This window comes from Labrenzia sp. CP4, assembly GCF_001579905.1.
Classification (GTDB): Bacteria; Pseudomonadota; Alphaproteobacteria; order Rhizobiales; family Stappiaceae; genus Roseibium; species Roseibium algicola.
The window spans coordinates 3,624,842-3,644,137 of the sequence record NZ_CP011927.1 but is presented as its reverse complement, the minus strand read 5'-3'; the positions used below and the strand labels follow the sequence as shown (position 1 = coordinate 3,644,137).

General features: G+C 57.9%; 15 protein-coding genes. 10 read left to right on the top strand and 5 right to left on the bottom strand.

What is annotated here, in order from left to right; translation table 11 throughout:
* Positions 1-58 precede the first annotated feature (58 nt).
* Positions 59-763 (top strand): metal-dependent hydrolase, encoded by a 705-nt coding sequence (locus tag ACP90_RS16755; protein WP_062489005.1) that lies wholly within the window; start codon positions 59-61, stop codon positions 761-763.
* Positions 764-907: 144 nt separating this feature from the next.
* Entirely contained in the window at positions 908-2,512 is a 1,605-nt protein-coding gene (gene mdlC, locus ACP90_RS16750; protein ID WP_062489004.1) for a benzoylformate decarboxylase, read from the top strand.
* A gap of 182 nt (positions 2,513-2,694) precedes the next feature.
* Here the strand turns inward: mdlC and ACP90_RS16745 are convergent, their stop codons facing one another.
* Positions 2,695-4,722: a methyl-accepting chemotaxis protein gene (locus ACP90_RS16745; protein ID WP_062489003.1), complete on the bottom strand. Its 2,028-nt coding sequence runs from the start codon at positions 4,720-4,722 to the stop codon at positions 2,695-2,697.
* 335 nt (positions 4,723-5,057) lie between these two features.
* On the opposite strand from ACP90_RS16745, the gene ACP90_RS16740 reads away from it, so the two are divergent.
* Both ACP90_RS16740 and ACP90_RS16735 read left to right on the top strand, forming a co-directional pair.
* Positions 5,058-5,606 carry a cupin domain-containing protein gene (locus ACP90_RS16740; RefSeq protein WP_062489002.1) on the top strand — a complete coding sequence of 183 codons (549 nt, stop codon included), beginning with the start codon at positions 5,058-5,060 and terminating at the stop codon, positions 5,604-5,606.
* A gap of 227 nt (positions 5,607-5,833) precedes the next feature.
* Positions 5,834-7,435 carry an arylsulfatase gene (locus ACP90_RS16735; protein ID WP_082809767.1) on the top strand — a complete coding sequence of 534 codons (1,602 nt, stop codon included), beginning with the start codon at positions 5,834-5,836 and terminating at the stop codon, positions 7,433-7,435.
* A gap of 118 nt (positions 7,436-7,553) precedes the next feature.
* On the opposite strand, the gene ACP90_RS16730 is transcribed toward ACP90_RS16735, so the two are convergent.
* The 3 genes from ACP90_RS16730 to ACP90_RS16720 all read right to left on the bottom strand — a co-directional run bounded on the left by ACP90_RS16730 (position 7,554) and on the right by ACP90_RS16720 (position 10,774).
* Positions 7,554-8,744, bottom strand: a complete 1,191-nt coding sequence (locus tag ACP90_RS16730) for a lytic murein transglycosylase (protein ID WP_055653746.1) — start codon at positions 8,742-8,744, stop codon at positions 7,554-7,556.
* A gap of 143 nt (positions 8,745-8,887) precedes the next feature.
* The gene (locus ACP90_RS16725) at positions 8,888-9,364 is read right to left on the bottom strand and encodes a hypothetical protein (RefSeq protein WP_062489001.1); all 477 of its coding nucleotides are present in this window, start codon (positions 9,362-9,364) and stop codon (positions 8,888-8,890) included.
* Positions 9,365-9,589: 225 nt separating this feature from the next.
* Entirely contained in the window at positions 9,590-10,774 is a 1,185-nt protein-coding gene (locus ACP90_RS16720; RefSeq protein ID WP_158514188.1) for an SH3 domain-containing protein, read from the bottom strand.
* 295 nt (positions 10,775-11,069) lie between these two features.
* Here ACP90_RS16720 and ACP90_RS16715 point away from each other — a divergent pair, with 295 nt between their 5' ends.
* From ACP90_RS16715 to ACP90_RS16705, 3 genes are all read left to right on the top strand, one after another.
* On the top strand, positions 11,070-12,269 hold the full coding sequence (locus ACP90_RS16715; protein WP_062488999.1) for an ABC transporter substrate-binding protein: 1,200 nt from the start codon (positions 11,070-11,072) through the stop codon (positions 12,267-12,269).
* Between the two features lie 103 nt (positions 12,270-12,372).
* Entirely contained in the window at positions 12,373-12,972 is a 600-nt protein-coding gene (locus ACP90_RS16710) for a TetR/AcrR family transcriptional regulator (RefSeq protein WP_023004070.1), read from the top strand.
* Between the two features lie 112 nt (positions 12,973-13,084).
* Positions 13,085-14,191, top strand: a complete 1,107-nt coding sequence (locus tag ACP90_RS16705) for an alkene reductase (protein ID WP_062488998.1) — start codon at positions 13,085-13,087, stop codon at positions 14,189-14,191.
* Positions 14,192-14,283: 92 nt separating this feature from the next.
* On the opposite strand, the gene ACP90_RS16700 is transcribed toward ACP90_RS16705, so the two are convergent.
* Entirely contained in the window at positions 14,284-14,688 is a 405-nt protein-coding gene (locus ACP90_RS16700) for a DUF4345 domain-containing protein (protein ID WP_062488997.1), read from the bottom strand.
* A gap of 137 nt (positions 14,689-14,825) precedes the next feature.
* On the opposite strand from ACP90_RS16700, the gene ACP90_RS16695 reads away from it, so the two are divergent.
* The 3 genes from ACP90_RS16695 to ACP90_RS16685 all read left to right on the top strand — a co-directional run bounded on the left by ACP90_RS16695 (position 14,826) and on the right by ACP90_RS16685 (position 19,156).
* Entirely contained in the window at positions 14,826-15,797 is a 972-nt protein-coding gene (locus tag ACP90_RS16695) for an AraC family transcriptional regulator (RefSeq protein WP_062488996.1), read from the top strand.
* A gap of 201 nt (positions 15,798-15,998) precedes the next feature.
* Entirely contained in the window at positions 15,999-17,843 is a 1,845-nt protein-coding gene (gene ilvD, locus ACP90_RS16690; protein WP_031270774.1) for a dihydroxy-acid dehydratase, read from the top strand.
* 221 nt (positions 17,844-18,064) lie between these two features.
* Positions 18,065-19,156: a metal-dependent hydrolase gene (locus tag ACP90_RS16685; RefSeq protein WP_062488995.1), complete on the top strand. Its 1,092-nt coding sequence runs from the start codon at positions 18,065-18,067 to the stop codon at positions 19,154-19,156.
* Positions 19,157-19,296 lie beyond the last annotated feature (140 nt).

The following is a 19,296-nucleotide window of genomic DNA, read 5'->3' as shown; positions in this document are numbered from 1 at the left end:
GCGGACCGGCTGCCGCTGATAGGGTCCCGAATACCTGTCGTCGAATTAGGAGACCGCGATGAAACTGACCTGGTATGGCCATTCCGCCTTCAAGATCGAGATTGAAGGAGCATCCATCCTGTTCGATCCGTTCTTTACCGGAAATCCGTCTTTTCCCGAGAACCTGTCAGTCGATCAGGCGTCAGATGGCGTGACGCATGTCATCCTGACCCATGGTCACAACGATCACATCGGTGACGCCGTCGACATCCTGAAAAAAACCGGCGCGCAGCTGACGTCCAATTTTGAAATCTGCATGTGGGCCAACCGGCAGGGGATCGAGAATATCAGTCCCATGAATTCCGGCGGCAAGGTGAACGTCGGCCCGTTCAGCGTCGCGCTGACGCGCGCCGATCACTCGTCGTCCTTCCAGGCTGGCGGTGAGGCCATCTATCTGGGCAATCCACATGGTGTCATCATCGAAGCTCCTGGAGAAAAGACGCTCTATCACCTGGGAGATACCGACATCTTCTCCGACATGGCCCTGATCGACGAGATCTACCAGCCGAAAATCGGGCTTGTTCCCATCGGAGACCGCTTCACGATGGGTGGCAAGTCGGCAGCGCTCGCCTGCACCCGGTTCTTCAACTTCGATACGATCATTCCCTGCCATTACGGCTCGTTCCCGATCATCGACCAGACGGCGGATACGTTCCTTCAGGCAATGGGCGGCGATCGCGACAAGGTGGCAAAGCCAAAACCCGGTGAACCGATTGACGTCTGACGGGGGCTGCCGAGGGAAGCAATCTTTGCTTGTCTCACTTGGATGTAGAGGTTTAGTCTTTTTTCGAGAAATTTAAGAAGTAGGGGTGGTTTTCTTGTTTTGTGACGCTGGGACCTTTGGTTTCAGCGTCCAGCGGAGGATAATATGCCGACTGTAAAAGACGTTACCTTCGATCTGCTTCGCAAGCTCGGCTTGACAACTATCGTCGGCAATCCCGGGTCCACTGAAGAAACCTTTCTGAAGAATTTTCCGGACGACTTCCGCTACGTGCTTTCATTGCAGGAAGCCAGCGTCGTCGGTATCGCTGACGGCCTGGCGCAGGGACTGCGCAAACCTGTCATTGTGAATGTCCATACAGGAGCAGGCCTCGGTAACGCGATGGGCTGCATCCTGACCGCCTACCAGAACAAGACACCACTCATTCTGACCGCCGGACAGCAGACCCGAGACATGCTGCTGCTCGAGCCTCTTCTTACCAACATCAATGCGACGCTTTTGCCCCAGCCATGGGTGAAGTGGAGTTATGAACCGGCAAGGGCCCAGGACGTGCCGGCCGCTTTCATGCGCGCCTACGCAGCAGCCGTCCAGCAGCCGAGCGGGCCGGTGTTTCTGTCTCTCCCGCTGGACGACTGGGACAAGGAAATGGAGGGACCCGCGGAAGTCCGCTCCGTGTCTCTGCGCTCGGCCGCCGACCCTGCAAGAATCAAAGATTTCGCTGAGCGTATCAACGCAGCAAAAACTCCGGTTCTGGTCTACGGCTCGGACATTGCCCGGTCAGAAGCCTGGGACGAAGGGATCGCGTTCGCAGAAGCGCTGTCTGCCCCGGTTCTGACGGCGCCTTTTGCGGAGCGCACGCCATTTCCCGAAAGTCATCGGCTCCACGCCGGCACATTGCCTTCGGCCATCGGCCCCATCTGCAAGCGGCTCGAGGGGCACGACCTCGTCATCACCGTCGGCGCACCGGTCTTCCGCTACTATCCATATGTCGCGGGAGACTACCTTCCGGCAGGAACAAAGCTGCTACAAATCACCGACGATCCGGACATGGCGGCCAAGGCACCGGTTGGCGACAGCCTCGTCTCGGACAGCAGGCTTTTTCTTCAGGCAATCCTGCCTCAGCTGGATCGACGAGAGGAAAAGCCCAACCCCTACAAAAAGGATCCGGCGCCGGTACCCGACTACTCGGCCCTGCCTCTGACGCCGGATGCAGTCTACAGCTTGATCAGGGAGGCTGCGCCGTCAGGTTTCGTGTTGGTAGAGGAATCTCCATCCAACGTCATCGAGTTGGAGCGGCAAATTCCGATCGACCAGCCGGACACGTTCTACACTTTTGCTTCCGGAGGTCTCGGTTGGGATATGCCGGCTGCTGTCGGTCTCGCGATTGCTGAAGAAACGAGCGGACGCAACAGGCCCGTAATTGCCGTGATCGGCGACGGCTCGTTCCAGTATTCGGTGCAGAGCATCTACACCGGCGTGCAGGAGGAGGCGCATGTGGTCTTCGTTGCCATGCGCAACAGTCAATATGCGATCCTGAAGGAATTCGCGATCCTGGAGGAAACGCCGAACGTTCCGGGTCTTGATCTTCCCGGGCTTGATATCGAGGCACTTGGGCGTGGATACGGCGCAAAGACTGCGAAGGTGAAAACCGCTGACGAATTCAGGGCGTCTCTTTCCGCGGCGCTTGCGCACAGGGGGACGACAGTGATCGAGGTGGAGATATCGCCCAAGCTTAGATCTTTGCTTGGATAAACGTTCAAAGCTGCACTCATCGTGCAATGCAATTTTTACCGGCGAGCGAGGGGATTTCACTTCTCGTAAAGTTCAAGAGTTCCAAGCCGTACGCAAGGTCAGGCGATGCGCTGAAGCATTAGGAGAGGCGACTTGGCTGACCGGCAGCTGGCCTGCCACCAGCCAACACGTTGCTGAAGCCATCAGGCTGCATCCAGGCGGGCGAGGAACTCGTCCAGAGATTTCCTGAGATTGGTCGATTGATCCTGAACGGAGGAAGAAGACCCTCGGAGCTGGTCGGAGGATTGAACAAGCGCCTGAATGGCTTCCTGCATCTGCATCATGTTGCGGGAAACGATGCTGGTATCCGAAGACGTTTCCTGCGCGTTTGCGGCAATCTCGGTTGTTGCCGAGCCCTGCTGTGACACCGCGGCGGAAATCGTTGTCGTATGAGTGTCGACTTCTGTCATGGTCGTTGAAATTTGTTCGATTGCGAGCACAGCCTCTCTGGTTTCCGATTGAATGGCTGCAATCTGCCCGCCGATTTCCTCGGTCGCCTTTGAGGTTTGGGTAGCCAGCTCTTTCACTTCCGCCGCGACCACCGCAAATCCCTTGCCTGCTTCACCGGCCCGCGCCGCTTCGATGGTTGCGTTCAGTGCAAGCAGGTTCGTCTGCTCGGCGATAGCCTGGATAAGAACGACAACTTCGCCAATCTTGTCGGCTGCGTCGGCCAGGTTTGAAATCTTCTCGTTGGTCAAGCTGGCCTGGCCGGTGGCCGAGGCAACCACGGACGCGGTCGCTTCCACCTGTCTGCTGATGTCCGCAATGGAGGCAGTAAGCTCTTCTGCGGCGGCGGCAACCGTATCGACCTTGCCGGATGCATTGTCCGCGGCGTGAGTGGTCGATTGTACGATCGAGCCGGAGTCCTCGGCGGCCTTGGTGGACATATCAACGGCGACCTGCAGCCCCTCTGTGGCATTGTCGAGAGCCGCGAGGACCGCTTCGGTGCTGGCACGGAAATCTTCTGCAAGCCTGTGCATCAGCTTCTTGCGGTCTGCTGCCTGGACCTCGCGCTGCCGGTCGACTTCTTCTGCCAACTGGCGTTGTTCAACCAGAGAGCCCTGGAAGACGTCCAGCGTGTCGCGGAGCTGGCCCAGCTCATCTGCTGCCCGCCAGGTCGGTCGCTCGATTTCAAGCTGGCCGGATGCCAGCAGGTTGGCATTTTCGGAAAGCTGCCGTGCGCGGTGACCGATAGTGCGGCTGAAATAGAACCAGGCTGTTGCCGCAAATAGCGCAAGCACTAGCGTGCCGCCGACCTGAAGTGCATTGGACGTTTCTGCGGCCGAGCGCAGGGATGACAACCCATTATCCATTTCCTGGTGAATGAGCGTTTCGGCGTCATCCGCCAGGGCGATGAAACGTTCGAAGGTTTCGTCAAAGGCAACATCGGCTCCCGAGCCGGCTTTCTCGGTTGAAAGCATGGCCTGGTGTCGAACGTTCGCAAGGTCGATCAGTTCGCCGATCTGGGCGAGAACGTCCTTGCTCTTCTGAAGGTCCGGATGGGCCTCAAGCGCTTTCCGGGCGTTTTCGAAACTGCCCAGAGCTTCAGCGAATTCCTCACCTGCATCACCGCCCAGGATTTCCGCGACCAGCAAATGTCCATGCGCAAGACTGAACCTTGCTTCACCTGCCAGAGCTTGCGCCTTTGCATCATTCGTCAGCGGTGCGGAGATTGCAGCGATCTTCTGTTCCAGATCGTCGTAGATCGCGTCGAACTTCTCGTCAGCCGAACTGCCGACACCCTGATCGCCTGCGAGGGAAGCGTATCGGCCTTGAGCGGAGGCAACAAACTCGTCGACTGCGGCCAGAACTTCCTTGATCTTTTCGCGGACTTCCGGGGAGCGGGAAGGGTAGAAGGTTCCTTCTTCGTTGCTCGCGCCGTTTAATATGGCGTTCGCGTAAAACCGTGTTTCGTCGAGGAGATTCCAGACTTCGTCGATGCTCTCGCCATCGTCACCGGACATGATTTCCTCAAAAAGCAAATGCGCATGCGTCGCGGTGAGCTTGATCTCCATCGCGGCATCCCCAAGCGGCGCCAATTCTGCTCCCAGGTGTTCCCCTTCGCTCGCGACACTTTTCATGAGACTGTAGGAGAAGAACCCCATGGACAGGGAAACCAGAACCAGGGCACCAAATACCAGCGCCAGCTTGCGGGAAATTCCGAATCTCATGAGAGCCTCAACATGTCTGAAGTGAGTTCTCTGATGGTATGGGGCTTGGATTAAATAAGTATTTCGCCAGATGGTAGGAGAAAAGAACATTGATAGTTTTAAGTATATGTTGCAGAGAGCAGTAAAAATATTTGGTGTGTTTATCGTTGGGGTATGACGATGCTTCTGTACACCCGAATGGCTGAATGCGCTTTGGTGTGTGATAAGTTGTTCAAGTCATTGTGAGAATATTGTTGTGCCTTCAATCGTCAGGCACAATGCAAGCACATTATGATGGTAGCCAAGCCGTTGTTTTGGCCCAGCCACCCAAGCAAGTGAATAACCGGGGACTTATCATGAAGCTGTCCAGCTTTGCTTTCATCGCGGTTCTGAGCGGCGCCCTTTGTGCGACGCCCGTCTTGTCGGCGGACAAGTCGATCACGCCTGACGGCAAGCCCGCGCCGTCCAAGCCGCATGCCAAGCCAGGGTCCAAAGCCGCGCAGGACGAAGAAGCTGCCGCCAAAACACCTTATGCGACGGTGCGGGACGTGTTTTCCGGAGATACGACAGTTGCCGGTGAAAAGGTCGCCTTTCCGCAATCGAACCCTTCCATAAAGGCCATCGAGATTACCATGGAGCCGGGCGAGGAGACACAGTGGCACCAGCATCATGCGCCGCTCTTTGCCTACATTCTGGAAGGCGAGATTACCGTCACTTACGAGGAACTTGGCAAGAAGGTCTACCGTGCCGGCGACGGTCTTCTGGAAGCAATGGATGTCACCCACAAAGGGCAGAATACCGGTGAAGGGCCTGCCAAGATCCTGGCTGTTTTCCTGCTCGGTGATGACGGTGTGGCAACGGTTGCCGAAGACAAGCCGGGTGCAAACAAGAACAAGGTCGAATAAGCGCGGGACACCGCGCACCGCCTCTTTGTCCGATACACCCATTGATTGATAAAGCTTGGCCCGATTGTCAATACCTTTGGGAATGCGAACTTTATGTAAAATATTGAAAATTCCTTGCCAGATTGGAAAACTTACCTAAGGTAACTGTAGACTGCCTGTCAGATGGGGTGAAAATGCATCTGCAATCTGAGCGCGCAGTCCAAGCAACCATTCAGGTGGGAGTTTTCATGAGCCATTTTCGCATGTTGCCGCGTCTGAGCGCGGTGGTTCTCGGACTTGCGGCAGCTTTTGCCGTAACATCCCAGACAAGTCTGGCGCAGGAAGCGCAGAAGCCGAATATTCTCGCTATTTGGGGGGACGATATCGGCACCTGGAACATCAGCCACAACAACCGTGGCATGATGGGCTACCGCACGCCCAACATCGACCGGATCGCACAGGAAGGCGTTGCCTTTACCGACTATTACGCCCAGCAAAGCTGTACGGCCGGCCGCGCTGCCTTCATCGGGGGCAATGTACCTGTCCGTACAGGCATGACCAAGGTTGGCCTGCCGGGAGCAGAGCAAGGCTGGCAGGAAACCGACGTCACCATGGCGACCGTCCTGAAGGCGCAAGGTTACAAGACCGGCCAGTTCGGCAAGAACCACCAGGGTGACCTGGACGAACATCTGCCGACAAACCACGGTTTCGATGAGTTCTTCGGCAATCTCTATCATCTGAATGCTGAAGAAGAGCCGGAAAACCGGGACTATCCGGGTGATATGGTTCTGGCGAACGGCAAGACCTTCCGTGAACAGTTCGGTCCGCGCGGTGTGCTTCATACCTGGGCCAATGCAGACGGAACGCAGAAGATCGAGGACACTGGTCCACTTACGAAGAAGCGCATGGAAACCGTGGATGAGGAGTCACTCGCCGAAGCCAAGCGTTTTATCCGCGAAGCGGTGGAAGAGGGCGTTCCCTTCTTTGTCTGGTGGAACGGAACCCGCATGCATTTCCGCACACATGTGAAGGAGGAGCACAAAGGGATTGCCGGTCCGAGCGGGGATACCTATCACGACGGCATGGTCGAGCATGACATGCATGTCGGCGAGCTGCTGGACCTGTTGGATGAGCTCGGCATCGCCGATAACACGGTGGTGATGTATTCGACCGACAACGGCCCGCACTTCAACACCTGGCCGGATGCCGGCACGACGCCGTTCCGCAGCGAAAAGAATTCCAACTGGGAAGGTGCTTACCGTGTGCCGACCTTTGTTCGCTGGCCCGGCGTCTTCCAGGAAAACGTGACGCTGAACGGTATCGTTGCCCACGAAGACTGGCTGCCGACCTTCGCCGCGATTGCAGGGGCTTCGGATATCAAGGAACAGCTTCTTGAAGGTGTTGAACTCGGTGGACGGACTTACCGAAACTACATCGACGGTTACGACCTCAACGCCTATCTGAAAGGCGAGACCGGTTCATCGCCGCGTCACGAGTTCTGGTACGTGAATGACGATGGTCAGGTGGTTGCGGCCCGGTACGACGACTGGAAGGTCGTATTCCTGGAAAACCGCGGTCAGGCCTTCGGCGTCTGGCAGGAGCCCTTCACGGAACTGCGTGTGCCCGCCGTCTTCAACCTGCGCCGGGATCCTTTCGAAAAGGCCCAGCACAATGCGAATATCTATTTCGACTGGTTGCTGGACCGTGCGTTCGTGATCGTTCCGATCCAGGCACTGGCCTCAAGGTTCCTGCAGACCATGCAGGACTATCCGCCAAGCCAGACACCTGGATCCTTCAACCTGTCAGCGATCGAGGAAAAGTTGAAAGCCGGCATGAGCGGCAGCAACTGAGTTAAACGCGTCACAACAATAAAAAGCCCGGGGCTTTGCGACGCTCCGGGCTTTTTTTGCGCATTTGCCAATGTGTCGTCCAGAACCGCAGCAATTAGCGGTCGACTGATTTTGGATCTCAGAGACGGCGCAGCAGTTCAGGCGTCGGCCAGGCATCAGCCGGCATGCCAAGCTTCTGCTGCACCTGCTGCACGGCATTTCGGGTGCCGGAGCCGAGGATGCCGTCGATCTTGCCGACGTCATAACCCATGCTGGATAGCTTCGACTGGAGCTGCTTCATCTGGGCGTCGTCCAGGCCAAGGTCCGGATTGCCTTCCGTGTAGACCGGTGCGCCGGCGAGCCTTGTCGCGAAATAGGCGGCAGTGGTCGTGTAGACGAACGACTGGTTCCATTCCAGATAGATGCTGTAGTTCGGATAGGCGAGGAATGCCGGCCCCTTTCGGCCCTGGGGCAGAAGCAGCGAAGCGGGCAGGTTGCCCGAAATCTGACCCCAGCGCGGCTGCACGCCTAGAGCAGCCCACTGGGCACCGGTCTTGGTCTTGTCGAGCCCGCTTTCGGCCCAGTTGAGGTTCTGCGGTACCTTAACCTCCTGCAGCCAGGGCTCTCCGCGGCGCCAGCCCAGATGCTGGATGAAGGCGCCGGCGGTCAGAATGGCATCGGCGGCACTTTCCTTCAGCTTCACGTGCCCGTCACCATCGCCGTCGCGGCCGAACTTGATGATGTCTTCCGGCAGCATCTGAACCATACCGATCTCACCTGCCCAGGCGCCGGTGGTGCTGCGCGGGTCAAGATCACCGTGCTGGACCATCTCGATGGCAGCGATCAGTTGCGGCCGGAACAGTTCCGGGCGGCGGCAATCATGAGCAAGCGTGGCCAGTGCGTTGACGGTGTTGAAATCGCCCTGAACCGCGCCGAAATCCGTTTCAAGCGCCCAGAAAGCGGTAATGACAGGTGCCGGAACGCCATATTCGGATTCGGTACGCTGGAACACGCTCGCGTATTTCTTCATGTTCGCGGCGCCGTTTTTCATCCGGTAGCCGGAGATGACCCGCTTGGAAAAGTCCAGGAAGGTCATCTTGAAGACACCCTGCGCCCGATCGCGCGACAGCACCTTGCGATCGACCTGCGCGCCCGCCAGGGTCTGGTCTGCCGCATTCGCGGAAAGGCCCTTGGCAATCGCTTCCTGTTTCACGCCTGCAAGGAACTGCCGGAAGTCGCCGCCACACTGCTGCGCCTGAGCAGGCGCGGTGGCGAGCCAGAAACCAGCGAGGGCGGTGGCAGCGATTTTCGGGGAGAAGCGGAGTGTCATGAAAAATCCTGTCGTTGGGCGCAAAGGCAGGCCGGAGCCTTTAAAAATCGGCCATAGTTGACTGTGCTTCGCCTGTAACGTCAACCCGTCGACAGGGCGAGCTGAAGGCTCTTCCACCAAGTCTTTGGCAGCAAGCTGCGGTGCTAACGGCAATTGCCGAAATCAGAGCCGACCATAATGCCGCCGTTCGGGGATCTTTTCAGCGGCGCGTTGACGCTGGCTGAAGAACGACAGTCGGAGGAAGACGTTCCGACGCTGGGGGACTGGTAATAGGGGGCGTTCACCCCGGACGTCTGCTGCTGGCACATCTGGTAGGCCATGTCGTAAAGAGCCTGCCAACCGCCGGGCATTGAGCCCATATTGTCCAGGACGCCAAGCGCTGCACCTGCACGGGCGCCACGATAAGCGCCCGATGCCCCGCGCCATTCGCCGCCAACAACCGCTCCGGCCATGCCGCCGGAAACAGCATCTCCGACGACATCGCCGCTGCCCATGCGGGCGTTGGCATAGTCGGTCGCATAGACTGTGCAATCGGTTCCATCCGCCTGAGCTTGCGTGATTGCGGCCGAGAAACCGACGAGAAGGAAAGCGCTGAAGCTGAGGGCTGCCCGGTTTGCCATGGTCCGTCTCCTGTCTGCAGTGCCTGACGTGCACCGAGAATGCGAAACAATCCCGGAGCCAAGACCGTCCGGAAAGTGTTGCGACATCGAGAGCAATCGACACAGGCGCCGCTGATTGCGCCCGTCGATGCAACTGTCCCCGCGGTCAGCAGGGCAAATCTTAGATCGACGGGATATTACGCTTCGACACTTAACAAGGCTCTACCTGGCAAACGCAGGTTTTACTCATGGCTGCTGCTGGGGTTCCAGGAAACTTTCACCTACGTAGCCGGTTTTGCCGTCATACTGAACGCCGCACCACCAGTTGCCACACGTGTTGAAGCGAACCTCGGCTCCAGCCGGGATGACGGCCAGAACCGTCGCATCCTTGTTCTGCGCTTCACGCAGGTTCACCGATGACTTGATTTTTGCCGAAAGAGGAAAGTCCGACGCAGCAGCGCTGGTTTCCGGAGTAGAGGCGGATGCAGTGTCGGTGTCAGGTGCCGTGACGGCCGGAATGTCAGCTCCCAGCGGCGATGCATCCGATACCGGATTTTCGTCGGTCTCCTGCACTGCTGCAGCAGCGCTGGCAACGAGCGTATTGGTGGTGCCGCGTGCCGATTGGCTATTGGTTCTGACGGGGGCGGGCTGAGCTGGAGCAAGTCGCGACTGGATCTTGTCGTCGGCAACCTTGTTGGTGTCATGACCCAGCGGGTTGGAATGGTCTTCAGGTGCAGTGGACGCTATCGACCTTGAGGCGAATACCTCGCGGATACGGTCCTTGGCCGACTTTACCTGCTCTGCGCTTGCGGTCGGTGTTGCGGTCAGATCCGTCCTGCCCTGGTATTCGGGATCTGCGCCGGCAATCAGGCTCTCGATCGTCGGTTCGGTATTGATCTGCTGGGTCTGGACCGTGCGGCTGTCTGCCTCTTTGCCGGCCAGCAGGTCGCTCAGGCTCAAATAGACTGCTCCTGCGCCGACGCCGACAATCACAAGTGTACTGATCAACAGTGTTCTGAAACTCGGACCATGCCGGAAATTGGCTGCCGCTTTGGAAACGGCTGCAGGTGCGGGGACTTGTTCAGGCTGAAGGCCGATATTCCGCGAGCCTCGTACCGGAGTGCGCAACACGCCTGGCATATCGAAGCCGGCTTCGTCCGTTGCACCTGTCAGCGTCGGGCGGCGGGAGGCTGTCGGCTTCAGTTCGTCGGCGGTTGCATGCATCTGAAGGATCTTGGCGGCAAGTGTGCTGGCGTCAGAACCTGTGTCTGCCGCCACTGTGTGAACTTCGGTTTCGCTAAGAGGGGTTTCATCGTCCTTGGACGGATCGTTGGGAACGACGAGCTTCAGCTCGTTCTTTTGAGGTGCATTGTCCGGATCGTGGCCTTCAGGGAAGTCGCAAGTGTTGGCTGGCGCGGTGACGGAATACATGTGGCCCTCCTGGTTTTGCGGTTCGGGCACGCTCGGAGCGGTTGCCATATCTGGGTACCGGAACATTAATCTTCGTTAATGCGTCGGCACGCAGGCCGGATTGCGGCGGCAGTAGGGAATTTTGCATGAAATGTGACGGGTCTGTGGTCTTGCGGGGCCAAATGGATGTGCGTTTGCAAAAGCCTAACCTGTCTCTGACAAACTGCGCGCAAACGGCCTGCCAGTAGAATGAACGGCAGGCATTTCGCCCGGGCAGGGCGAAAGGCGAAGCCAGAAACGACAGGCAAAAAAGATCATGACGCGCTGGATCTCTCACCTCATCTCTCGAACGGTCGGATTGGCGGCGGGCCTTGCTGCTGGAATGGCGCTCACGTGCCACTCGGCGGCCGCGCAGGATGTGCAGGAATTGAAGATCGGCCTGTTGGCGACACTGTCCGGCCCGGCGGCCGTCTACGGTGAACACATGCGCGACGGTTTCATGCTGGCCGTCGAGCAATCCAATGGCGCGCTTGGTGGCTTGCCCACCAATGTGATCGTGGTCGATGACAAGCTGGATCCGGACAACGCGCTGGAGCAGGCAACGAAACTGATCGAGGAAAATGGCGTCGATCTCATCGTCGGCGTCAATTTCTCCAAGGTGATGCTTGCTGTGCACGATCCTATCGTGCGGTCGAAGACCTTGTTTATCGGAACGCATTCCGGGCCTGCGCCGATCGCCGGGCGCAATTGCAGCCGTTATTTCTTCTCCACCGCGTCACAGGACGATCAGGTCCACGAGACGATGGGGCGTTACGCCAGCCTCAAAGGGTACCAGGACGTCGTCACGATCGCTCCGGACTATGAAGCTGCCCGGGATGCCGTTGCCGCGTTCCGCCGCCATTTCAAGGGACAGATCGCCCGCGAACTGTTCCCGAAACTGGGTCAGACCGATTTCTCGGATGAATTCAAGCAGATCGAGGAAATAGAACCGGATGCGATTTTCACCTTTATGCCGGGTGGCATGGGGGTGGAACTGGTGAAACAGTTCCACACTTCCGGGCTGAAGGGTATTGTACCGTTTCTCTCGTCCGACACGGTCAATGCCGTCACGCTACCCTATACGGCGGAGATGGCTGAGGGACTTTACAGCGCATCTCATTGGGCGCCAAACCTTGATAATCCGGCCAACAAGAGGTTCGTGCGGGAGTTCAGCAAGGCCTACAAGTACGAGCCCTCGGTCTACGCTGCCCAAGGGTATGATGCTGCCAAGCTGATCCATTTTGCCCTGGAACTGACCGGGGGCATCAAGGACCAGGAAGCGTTGATCTCGGCTATCAGTGCGGCTCCCTTTGAAAGCGTTCGAGGCGACTTCCGCTTCAATTCCAACCAGTTTCCCATTCAGGATTTCTATATTGTGGAAGGGGTCCGGCGCACCAGCAAGCTCTATGAGATGGAAGCCGTTGCCCGGGTCTTCGACGATGTCGGCGATGCCTATGCCGGTTCGTGCCGTATGTAGTTTTATCCTGCACAGACCAGGTATCGGGATGATCTGAAACGATCGGTCCAGAAATCAGACTTGCTCCTCTTGCATTCTGGACTGCGTAGTCCATATCAGAGGCATGAGAAACGCAGAGGTCCATATTTCCGGCTCGGAAAAACGCACAGCAGGTCCAGGCAGGCCGCGCAGCTTCGATGAAGCGGCGGCGCTTGAGGCGGCCATGCATGTTTTCTGGCAGAAGGGCTTCGAAGCGACGTCTCTGGACGATCTCACCAAGGCAATGGGGCTTAGCCGTTCCAGTTTCTACGCCACTTTCGGCTGCAAGCAGACGCTGTTTCTGCGAGCGCTGGAGCATTATTCGAAAAACGGAATCCGTGGCCTGAAGGAAGTTGCTGAAACCGCTGAAGATGACGCGGTGGACGCGATGATGCAGGCTTTGTCCGATCCGAAAGGGGGCCCAAGGGGCTGCCTTCTGGTCAATTGCATCACCGAACTTGCGCCCCATGACGACAAGGTTGCCGAGATTGGCCGTCGTCACCTGGAAAACATCGAAGACCTCTTTGCCAGGGCGATCGACCCGGATAACCCGGATGCTGTCCGGGATAGGGCGAGCGCCTATTCATCGCTTGCCATTGGAACCCTGGCGCTGCGCAAGGCTGGAGTTCCGGCAGAGCGGATTGCCAGAACCCTGAAGCAGGCACGGACCGTCCTGATGCCATAATCGCCCGGGCGGTGTGGAAGCGTTCATGAAGAACCACGGAGTTGTGCGCATAATATTGGACTGTTTGGTCCAGAAATAGTGAAGCAGACAAACTTCAAAAGGAAAGAAGAACATGTCAGAAGCAAAACTGTTTTCGCCCGCAAAGGCAGGGGCAATCGAACTGAAGAACCGTATCGTGATGGCGCCGTTGACCCGCAACCGGGCCCGGCACGAAGACGATGCACCGCATGATCTGACAGTGAAATATTACGATCAGCGTGCCGGAGCAGGATTGATCATCACCGAGGCCTCGCAGATCTCGCCGCAGGGCAAGGGATATGCATGGACGCCGGGCATCTATTCAGATGCGCAGGTCGCGGGCTGGAAGAAGGTCACCGATGCGGTTCATGCAAAAGGTGGCAAGATTGTCATCCAGCTCTGGCATGTTGGCCGTATTTCGCATCCGGTTCTCCAGCCGGGTGGCGCAGATCCGGTGGCTCCTTCTGCAATTGCTGCCAAGTCCAAGACGTTTGACGGGACGCAATTCGTCGATACGCCGACGCCGCGTGCGCTGGACGCCAGCGAGATCCCGGGCATTGTCGAGGACTATAGAAAAGCCGCCGAAAACGCGAGGAAAGCTGGCTTCGACGGTGTCGAGGTGCATGCTGCCAACGGTTATCTGATTGACCAGTTCCTGCGCGACGGCTCCAACAAGCGTGACGATGCCTACGGCGGATCCATCGAGAACCGGACCCGCTTCCTGAAGGAAGTCATGGATGCCGTTGTTGGTGTGCTGGGTGGTGACCGGGTCGGCATCAGGCTGAGCCCGTTCTCCAGCGCCAACGACATTGCCGACAGCAATCCGCAAGCGACCTTCTCGCACGCGATCAAATTGCTCAACGGCTATGGTCTTGCCTACCTGCATCTGGTTGAAGGCCAGACCGGTGGTCCGCGCGATATCCCGAATGGTGGCGATTTGTCGGCTCTCTACGCACTCTTCGACGGCGCCCATATGGGCAACAACGGTTACGACCGTGCTTCCGCAATTGAGGCAGTGGAAACAGGCGCAGTCGATCTGGTCGCGTTCGGCCGTCCGTTCATTTCCAATCCGGATCTGGTCGAGAGGCTTGAGAAGAATGCTCCGCTGAACGCGCTGGATACCGATACGCTCTATGGCGGCAGCGAAAAAGGCTACACGGATTATCCCACCTTGGCAGAAGCGTCCGTCGCGGCGGAGTAATCCAGAAGGTTTCGGGCCGCCCGACATCCACCCCCTCCGGGGCGGTCTGAAGGATAGCCGGTGCAGGGTTTCGACCCGCACCGGCTTTCTTTTTATGCGTGCAAAGGGGGATTTGCCCTGCTGGCAAGCAGGTGAGCGGCACACCAGCAGCCAAGTCCCAACTCCACTGCGGCAGCAGCGACAAGTGGTGCAGGGGGCATGCCGTCGAGGGCCAGGCTGACAAGCCGGCCTGTGCCATAGCCAAGCAGCAAGGCGGCGGACACCAGCAATCCGATTGTCTCCCACAAACGATAGAAAAGACCCATCGAAGCGGCGAAACACGCCAGCAAGATGAGGACGCCGGGTGAGCGAACTTCGCTCATCATCGCCGCGGAAGGATTGAGGGTTATTCCGTTTGAAGAAAACAGTAGCTCCGGCGCAAAGACGATCAGGGAGCCGATCACCAGAAAGGTCAGGGCGGACAGGGCGAGGGCGGCTTTTTTGCTCAGGGTTTTCATTGGCTGTCTCCGGTTCGTTTGAACTGGAATCCAGGATCTGATAAGTGCGTCAGATGATCTATGATATAAAGAATAAGAAAAATTGCAGATCGTCCAGATTTCTGGGTTGGTGACCAGCGTTCAAGTGGGAGTTCCTGATGTCCTTGCCGAGCCCGGTCTTGCAAGCCGACCAATCCTCGCCCTCGCTGGATTTTGCCCCGCTTGGCGATGTGTTGCATCTTCTGCGGCTCACGGGAACCTTCTACTGCAATCCCGAACTGTCAGCTCCCTGGGCGATTGATGTTCCGGACATGGGTGGACAGATGGTTCTTCTGGTGGTGACCGAGGGGAGTTGTTTGCTGCAGACGGAGCACTGCGAGACGATTTCCTTGACCGCCGGGCAGCTTGTGCTCTTGCCGCATGGCAAACCGGTTGTCATGAGTAGTGATGCCGAAGCTGTCGCGACGCCTCTGTTCGACATTCCTGCCATCCGACACAGCCCCTCCTACGAAACCATGGTATTTGGTGGGGGCGGGGCCGTCACCCGGATGACTTGTGGTGTGTTGAAGCTTGACCACGCGGCTGCCGAACGACTGCAGGAGCTGTTGCCGCCGGTCATACGATTGGACACCTTCGCTCAGCACGCCGGCCCATGGATCTACAGCACGCTGAAATACCTGGCAGAAGAGGCATGCAATCCGCAGCCGGGCGGAGAAACGGTGCTGACACGCCTGACGGATATTCTCGTCGTACAGGCGATCCGGGCGTGGCTGCAGAGCAACGAGGCGCTTGGAACAGGTTGGCTTGCAGCCTTGCGCGATCCAAAGATCGGGCGGGCCCTGCAGGCCTTTCACCGGGCTCCGCAAGAAGGCTGGACCATTGCCCGGTTGGCGGAAAGGGCTGGTATGTCACGTTCCGCGTTTGCCGCGCGCTTCAAGCAACTGACCGGGGAAGGTGCCATGCAGTATGCCCTGCATTGGCGCATGCAATTGGCACGAATGGATCTGAGGGAAGGAAAGCGTACACTGGCGGAGATTGCCATCGGGCTCGGCTACGAGTCCGAAGCAGCATTTGCAAGGGCCTTCAAACGAATTGTCGGGACGTCGCCGGGGGCATATCGAAGGCAATAAACCGGAGTGATTTCAACATCGACCACGGCTGTGACTGGTAACCGTACCGGAGCGTACTCTTTTTTCCCATTCCGGCCTTTCGTTCGGCAAAAAAACCTGTCAAACCCATATCAGAGCTAAATCGGGCGCGGAAACCTGATCCGCTCCGGCAGCACGTCGCGCCGGAGAGACAAAGGCCTGCACACGTAGGGAGAAACGAAAATGCCCCCGTATCGTTCCAGAACATCCACTCACGGCCGCAACATGGCTGGTGCGCGCGGCCTTTGGCGCGCGACCGGCATGAAGGACGACGACTTCGGCAAGCCGATCATCGCCATCGCCAACTCCTTCACACAGTTTGTGCCGGGCCACGTCCATCTGAAGGACCTCGGCCAGCTGGTTGCCCGAGAAGTGGAAAAGGCTGGCGGTGTCGCCAAGGAATTCAACACCATCGCGGTCGATGACGGTATCGCCATGGGTCACGATGGCATGCTCTATTCGCTGCCCTCGCGCGAAGTGATTTCCGATGCGGTTGAATACATGGTCAACGGCCATTGCGCAGATGCGCTGGTCTGTATTTCCAACTGCGACAAGATTACCCCGGGCATGCTGAACGCTGCCATGCGGCTCAACATTCCGGTTGTCTTCGTTTCCGGCGGGCCGATGGAAGCCGGCAAGGTGGTGCTGGAAAATGGCGTTGCCAAGTCTGTCGACCTGATCGACGCGATGATTGCCGCTGCCGACGACCGGATGTCCGATGCAGACGTTCTGACAATGGAACAGAATGCCTGCCCGACATGCGGCTCCTGCTCGGGCATGTTCACGGCGAACTCCATGAACTGCCTGACGGAAGCCCTTGGCCTGGCCTTGCCGGGCAACGGTTCGACGCTGGCAACCCACGCAGATCGCGAACGGCTTTTCGTGGAAGCAGGGCATCTGATCGTCGATCTTGCTAAACGCTACTACGAGCAGGACGACGAAAGCGTGCTGCCGCGGAACATTGCGAACTTCAAGGCGTTCGAGAACGCAATGAGCCTCGATATCTCCATGGGTGGATCCACCAACACGATCCTGCACCTTCTGGCAGCGTCCCATGAAGGTGAAATCGGCTTCACGATCGATGACATCGACCGTCTGTCGAAACAGGTTCCGGTGCTCTGCAAGGTCGCGCCCGCGGTCGAAAACATCCACATGGAAGACGTCCACCGGGCTGGCGGTATCATGGGTATTCTCGGCGAACTGGACCGGGCAGGGTTGCTGCACACGGACCTTCCGACCGTCCATTCCGCAACGATGAAGGAAGCTCTTTCGCGTTGGGATATTCGCCAGACGAATTCCGAGAGCGTACACAATTTCTTCCGGGCAGCGCCGGGCGGGGTGCCGACACAGGTTGCCTTCAGCCAGGAGCGTCGCTGGGACGACCTCGACATCGACCGCAAGGCCGGTGTCATCCGCGAAGCAGAGCACGCCTACAGCAAGGATGGCGGCCTCGCCGTGCTTTACGGCAACATTGCCGAGGATGGCTGTGTGGTGAAGACTGCCGGTGTTGACGAAAGCATCCTGAAGTTTTCCGGTCCGGCTCGGATTTTCGAGAGCCAGGACAGTGCCGTCTCCGCGATCCTGACCAACAAGGTCAAGGAAGGCGACGTGGTGCTGATCCGCTACGAAGGTCCGCGCGGCGGTCCGGGCATGCAGGAAATGCTCTATCCGACCAGCTACCTGAAATCCAAGGGACTCGGCAAAGCCTGCGCGTTGATTACCGATGGCCGTTTCTCGGGTGGTTCTTCGGGCCTGTCCATTGGCCACATTTCGCCGGAAGCTGCCGAAGGCGGCGCTATCGGACTGGTCGAGGAAGGCGATCCTATCGTGATCGATATTCCGAACCGTGTTTTGAAGGTCGATCTGCCGGATTCAGTCTTTGCCGAACGCCGCGCTGCAATGGAAGCAAAGGGCGATCAGGCCTGGAAGCCGGTCGAGATCCGCAAGCGCAAGGTTTCAACGGCACTTCGCGCCTACGCCAAACTGACCACCAGCGCTTCCAAGGGCGCCTTCCGGGTTGTCGACTGACGACGAGCTGAACTGAAATTCGGCATACCGAAACTGCAACGCCCTGCGCCCGATAGGCCGCGGGGCGTTTGTCATTTCAAGGTTATGACAAGGCAAGACAATCGCTTCAGCCTGAAGGCTTGTTGGTGGTTCGGGAAATCAATTCGTCCCAAACCCTTGTCATTTGTATGCTTCCGCCGCACATATCCGGCTTATCTTCCGGTTCAGATCCAAGGCAGTAGATGGATTCTCTTACCCAGTTTGTTCTCGGCGCAGCCGTCTCCACAGCACTCCTTGGCAAAAAACTTGGCCCCAGAAAGGCTGCTCTTATCGGCGGGGGCCTCGGGACGTTGCCGGACCTGGATGTCCTGATCCCCTATGACGATCCAATCGACAGTTTCGTCTACCATCGCGGCTGGACACACTCGGTCTTTGTACATGCATTGGCAGCGCCGTTGTTGGGCGAGGGGCTCATAAGGCTGTTCAAGGGCTTGAGGGACTGCCGCTGGCTGACCTGGCTCACTGTCTTCCTGTGTCTTGCCACCCATGCAGGCATTGATGCAATGACGGTCTACGGCACGCGGCTGTTCTGGCCTTTTTATCCGGATCCCGTCGGCGTCGGGTCGGTGTTTATTATTGATCCGCTCTATACCCTGCCTCTTCTGGCCGTCGTGATCTGGGCTCTGTTCAGGAAAAACTGGACACGACGCTTTCAGGCCTGGATGACGGCTGCGCTGGTGGTTTCGACCGGATATCTTGGCCTGAGCGTCGTCCTTCAGCGTCATGTCGAGCAGAAGGCGCAGGATCTGTTCAGGCAGGAAGGCATTCTTCCGGACAAGGTTTTTGCAATTGCCGCTCCCTTCAACATTCTCGTCTGGAAGGTTATCGGCCTTCAGGAAGACCGCTACGACAATCTGTATTATTCGCTTCTGGACGAGGGTGGGAAACCGGAGATCTATACCCATCCGCGACACCCGGAACTCGTTGCCTGCGTTGAAGATACGCAAGCCTTCCGGAAACTGGACTGGTTCAGCCGTGGCTACTACAGGGCCGAACTGGACGACGGAAAACTCGTCATCTCCGATCTGCGCATGGGCATGACCCCGAACTATGTTTTCCGCTTTGCGATTGCCGAGGCCCAGGACGATGGCTTCCGGGAGATCCCTCCGCGTAGTGCAACGGGAGAGGTGAGGGTGGATCCTCAAGACTGGACGTGGCTGACTGCCCGGCTCAAGGGTGTGGTAGCGGTGCGCCGGGCGGAGGCAGCTGTTGCAGGAACTGGTGAGGCCATTGCCGGGCAGGCATGTGCGCTTGCTGGTGAGACTTCCGGTTAGATACTGCAGGGCCGTTGAAACAGATGCCCCTGCAATCCGCTTGTGTGAGTTGATGTCAAACCGCCTGTTGGCAAGTGGCAGCGGAAATTCTTCAACTTTTACAGATTGTTAGCTGCTTTAATTTTGAGCATGTTTTTTGA

What these genes read in the sequence shown, in the direction of transcription:
- ACP90_RS16700 (WP_062488997.1), bottom strand. Translation starts at nt 14,688, where the DNA reads ATGAAAACCCTGAGCAAAAAAGCCGCCCTCGCCCTGTCCGCCCTGACC.
- ACP90_RS16715 (WP_062488999.1), top strand. Translation starts at nt 11,070, where the DNA reads ATGACGCGCTGGATCTCTCACCTCATCTCTCGAACGGTCGGATTGGCG.
- ACP90_RS16755 (WP_062489005.1), top strand. Translation starts at nt 59, where the DNA reads ATGAAACTGACCTGGTATGGCCATTCCGCCTTCAAGATCGAGATTGAA.
- ilvD (WP_031270774.1), top strand. Translation starts at nt 15,999, where the DNA reads ATGCCCCCGTATCGTTCCAGAACATCCACTCACGGCCGCAACATGGCT.
- ACP90_RS16705 (WP_062488998.1), top strand. Translation starts at nt 13,085, where the DNA reads ATGTCAGAAGCAAAACTGTTTTCGCCCGCAAAGGCAGGGGCAATCGAA.
- ACP90_RS16695 (WP_062488996.1), top strand. Translation starts at nt 14,826, where the DNA reads ATGTCCTTGCCGAGCCCGGTCTTGCAAGCCGACCAATCCTCGCCCTCG.
- ACP90_RS16745 (WP_062489003.1), bottom strand. Translation starts at nt 4,722, where the DNA reads ATGAGATTCGGAATTTCCCGCAAGCTGGCGCTGGTATTTGGTGCCCTG.
- ACP90_RS16740 (WP_062489002.1), top strand. Translation starts at nt 5,058, where the DNA reads ATGAAGCTGTCCAGCTTTGCTTTCATCGCGGTTCTGAGCGGCGCCCTT.
- mdlC (WP_062489004.1), top strand. Translation starts at nt 908, where the DNA reads ATGCCGACTGTAAAAGACGTTACCTTCGATCTGCTTCGCAAGCTCGGC.
- ACP90_RS16730 (WP_055653746.1), bottom strand. Translation starts at nt 8,744, where the DNA reads ATGACACTCCGCTTCTCCCCGAAAATCGCTGCCACCGCCCTCGCTGGT.
- ACP90_RS16710 (WP_023004070.1), top strand. Translation starts at nt 12,373, where the DNA reads ATGAGAAACGCAGAGGTCCATATTTCCGGCTCGGAAAAACGCACAGCA.
- ACP90_RS16725 (WP_062489001.1), bottom strand. Translation starts at nt 9,364, where the DNA reads ATGGCAAACCGGGCAGCCCTCAGCTTCAGCGCTTTCCTTCTCGTCGGT.
- ACP90_RS16720 (WP_158514188.1), bottom strand. Translation starts at nt 10,774, where the DNA reads ATGTATTCCGTCACCGCGCCAGCCAACACTTGCGACTTCCCTGAAGGC.
- ACP90_RS16735 (WP_082809767.1), top strand. Translation starts at nt 5,834, where the DNA reads ATGAGCCATTTTCGCATGTTGCCGCGTCTGAGCGCGGTGGTTCTCGGA.
- ACP90_RS16685 (WP_062488995.1), top strand. Translation starts at nt 18,065, where the DNA reads ATGGATTCTCTTACCCAGTTTGTTCTCGGCGCAGCCGTCTCCACAGCA.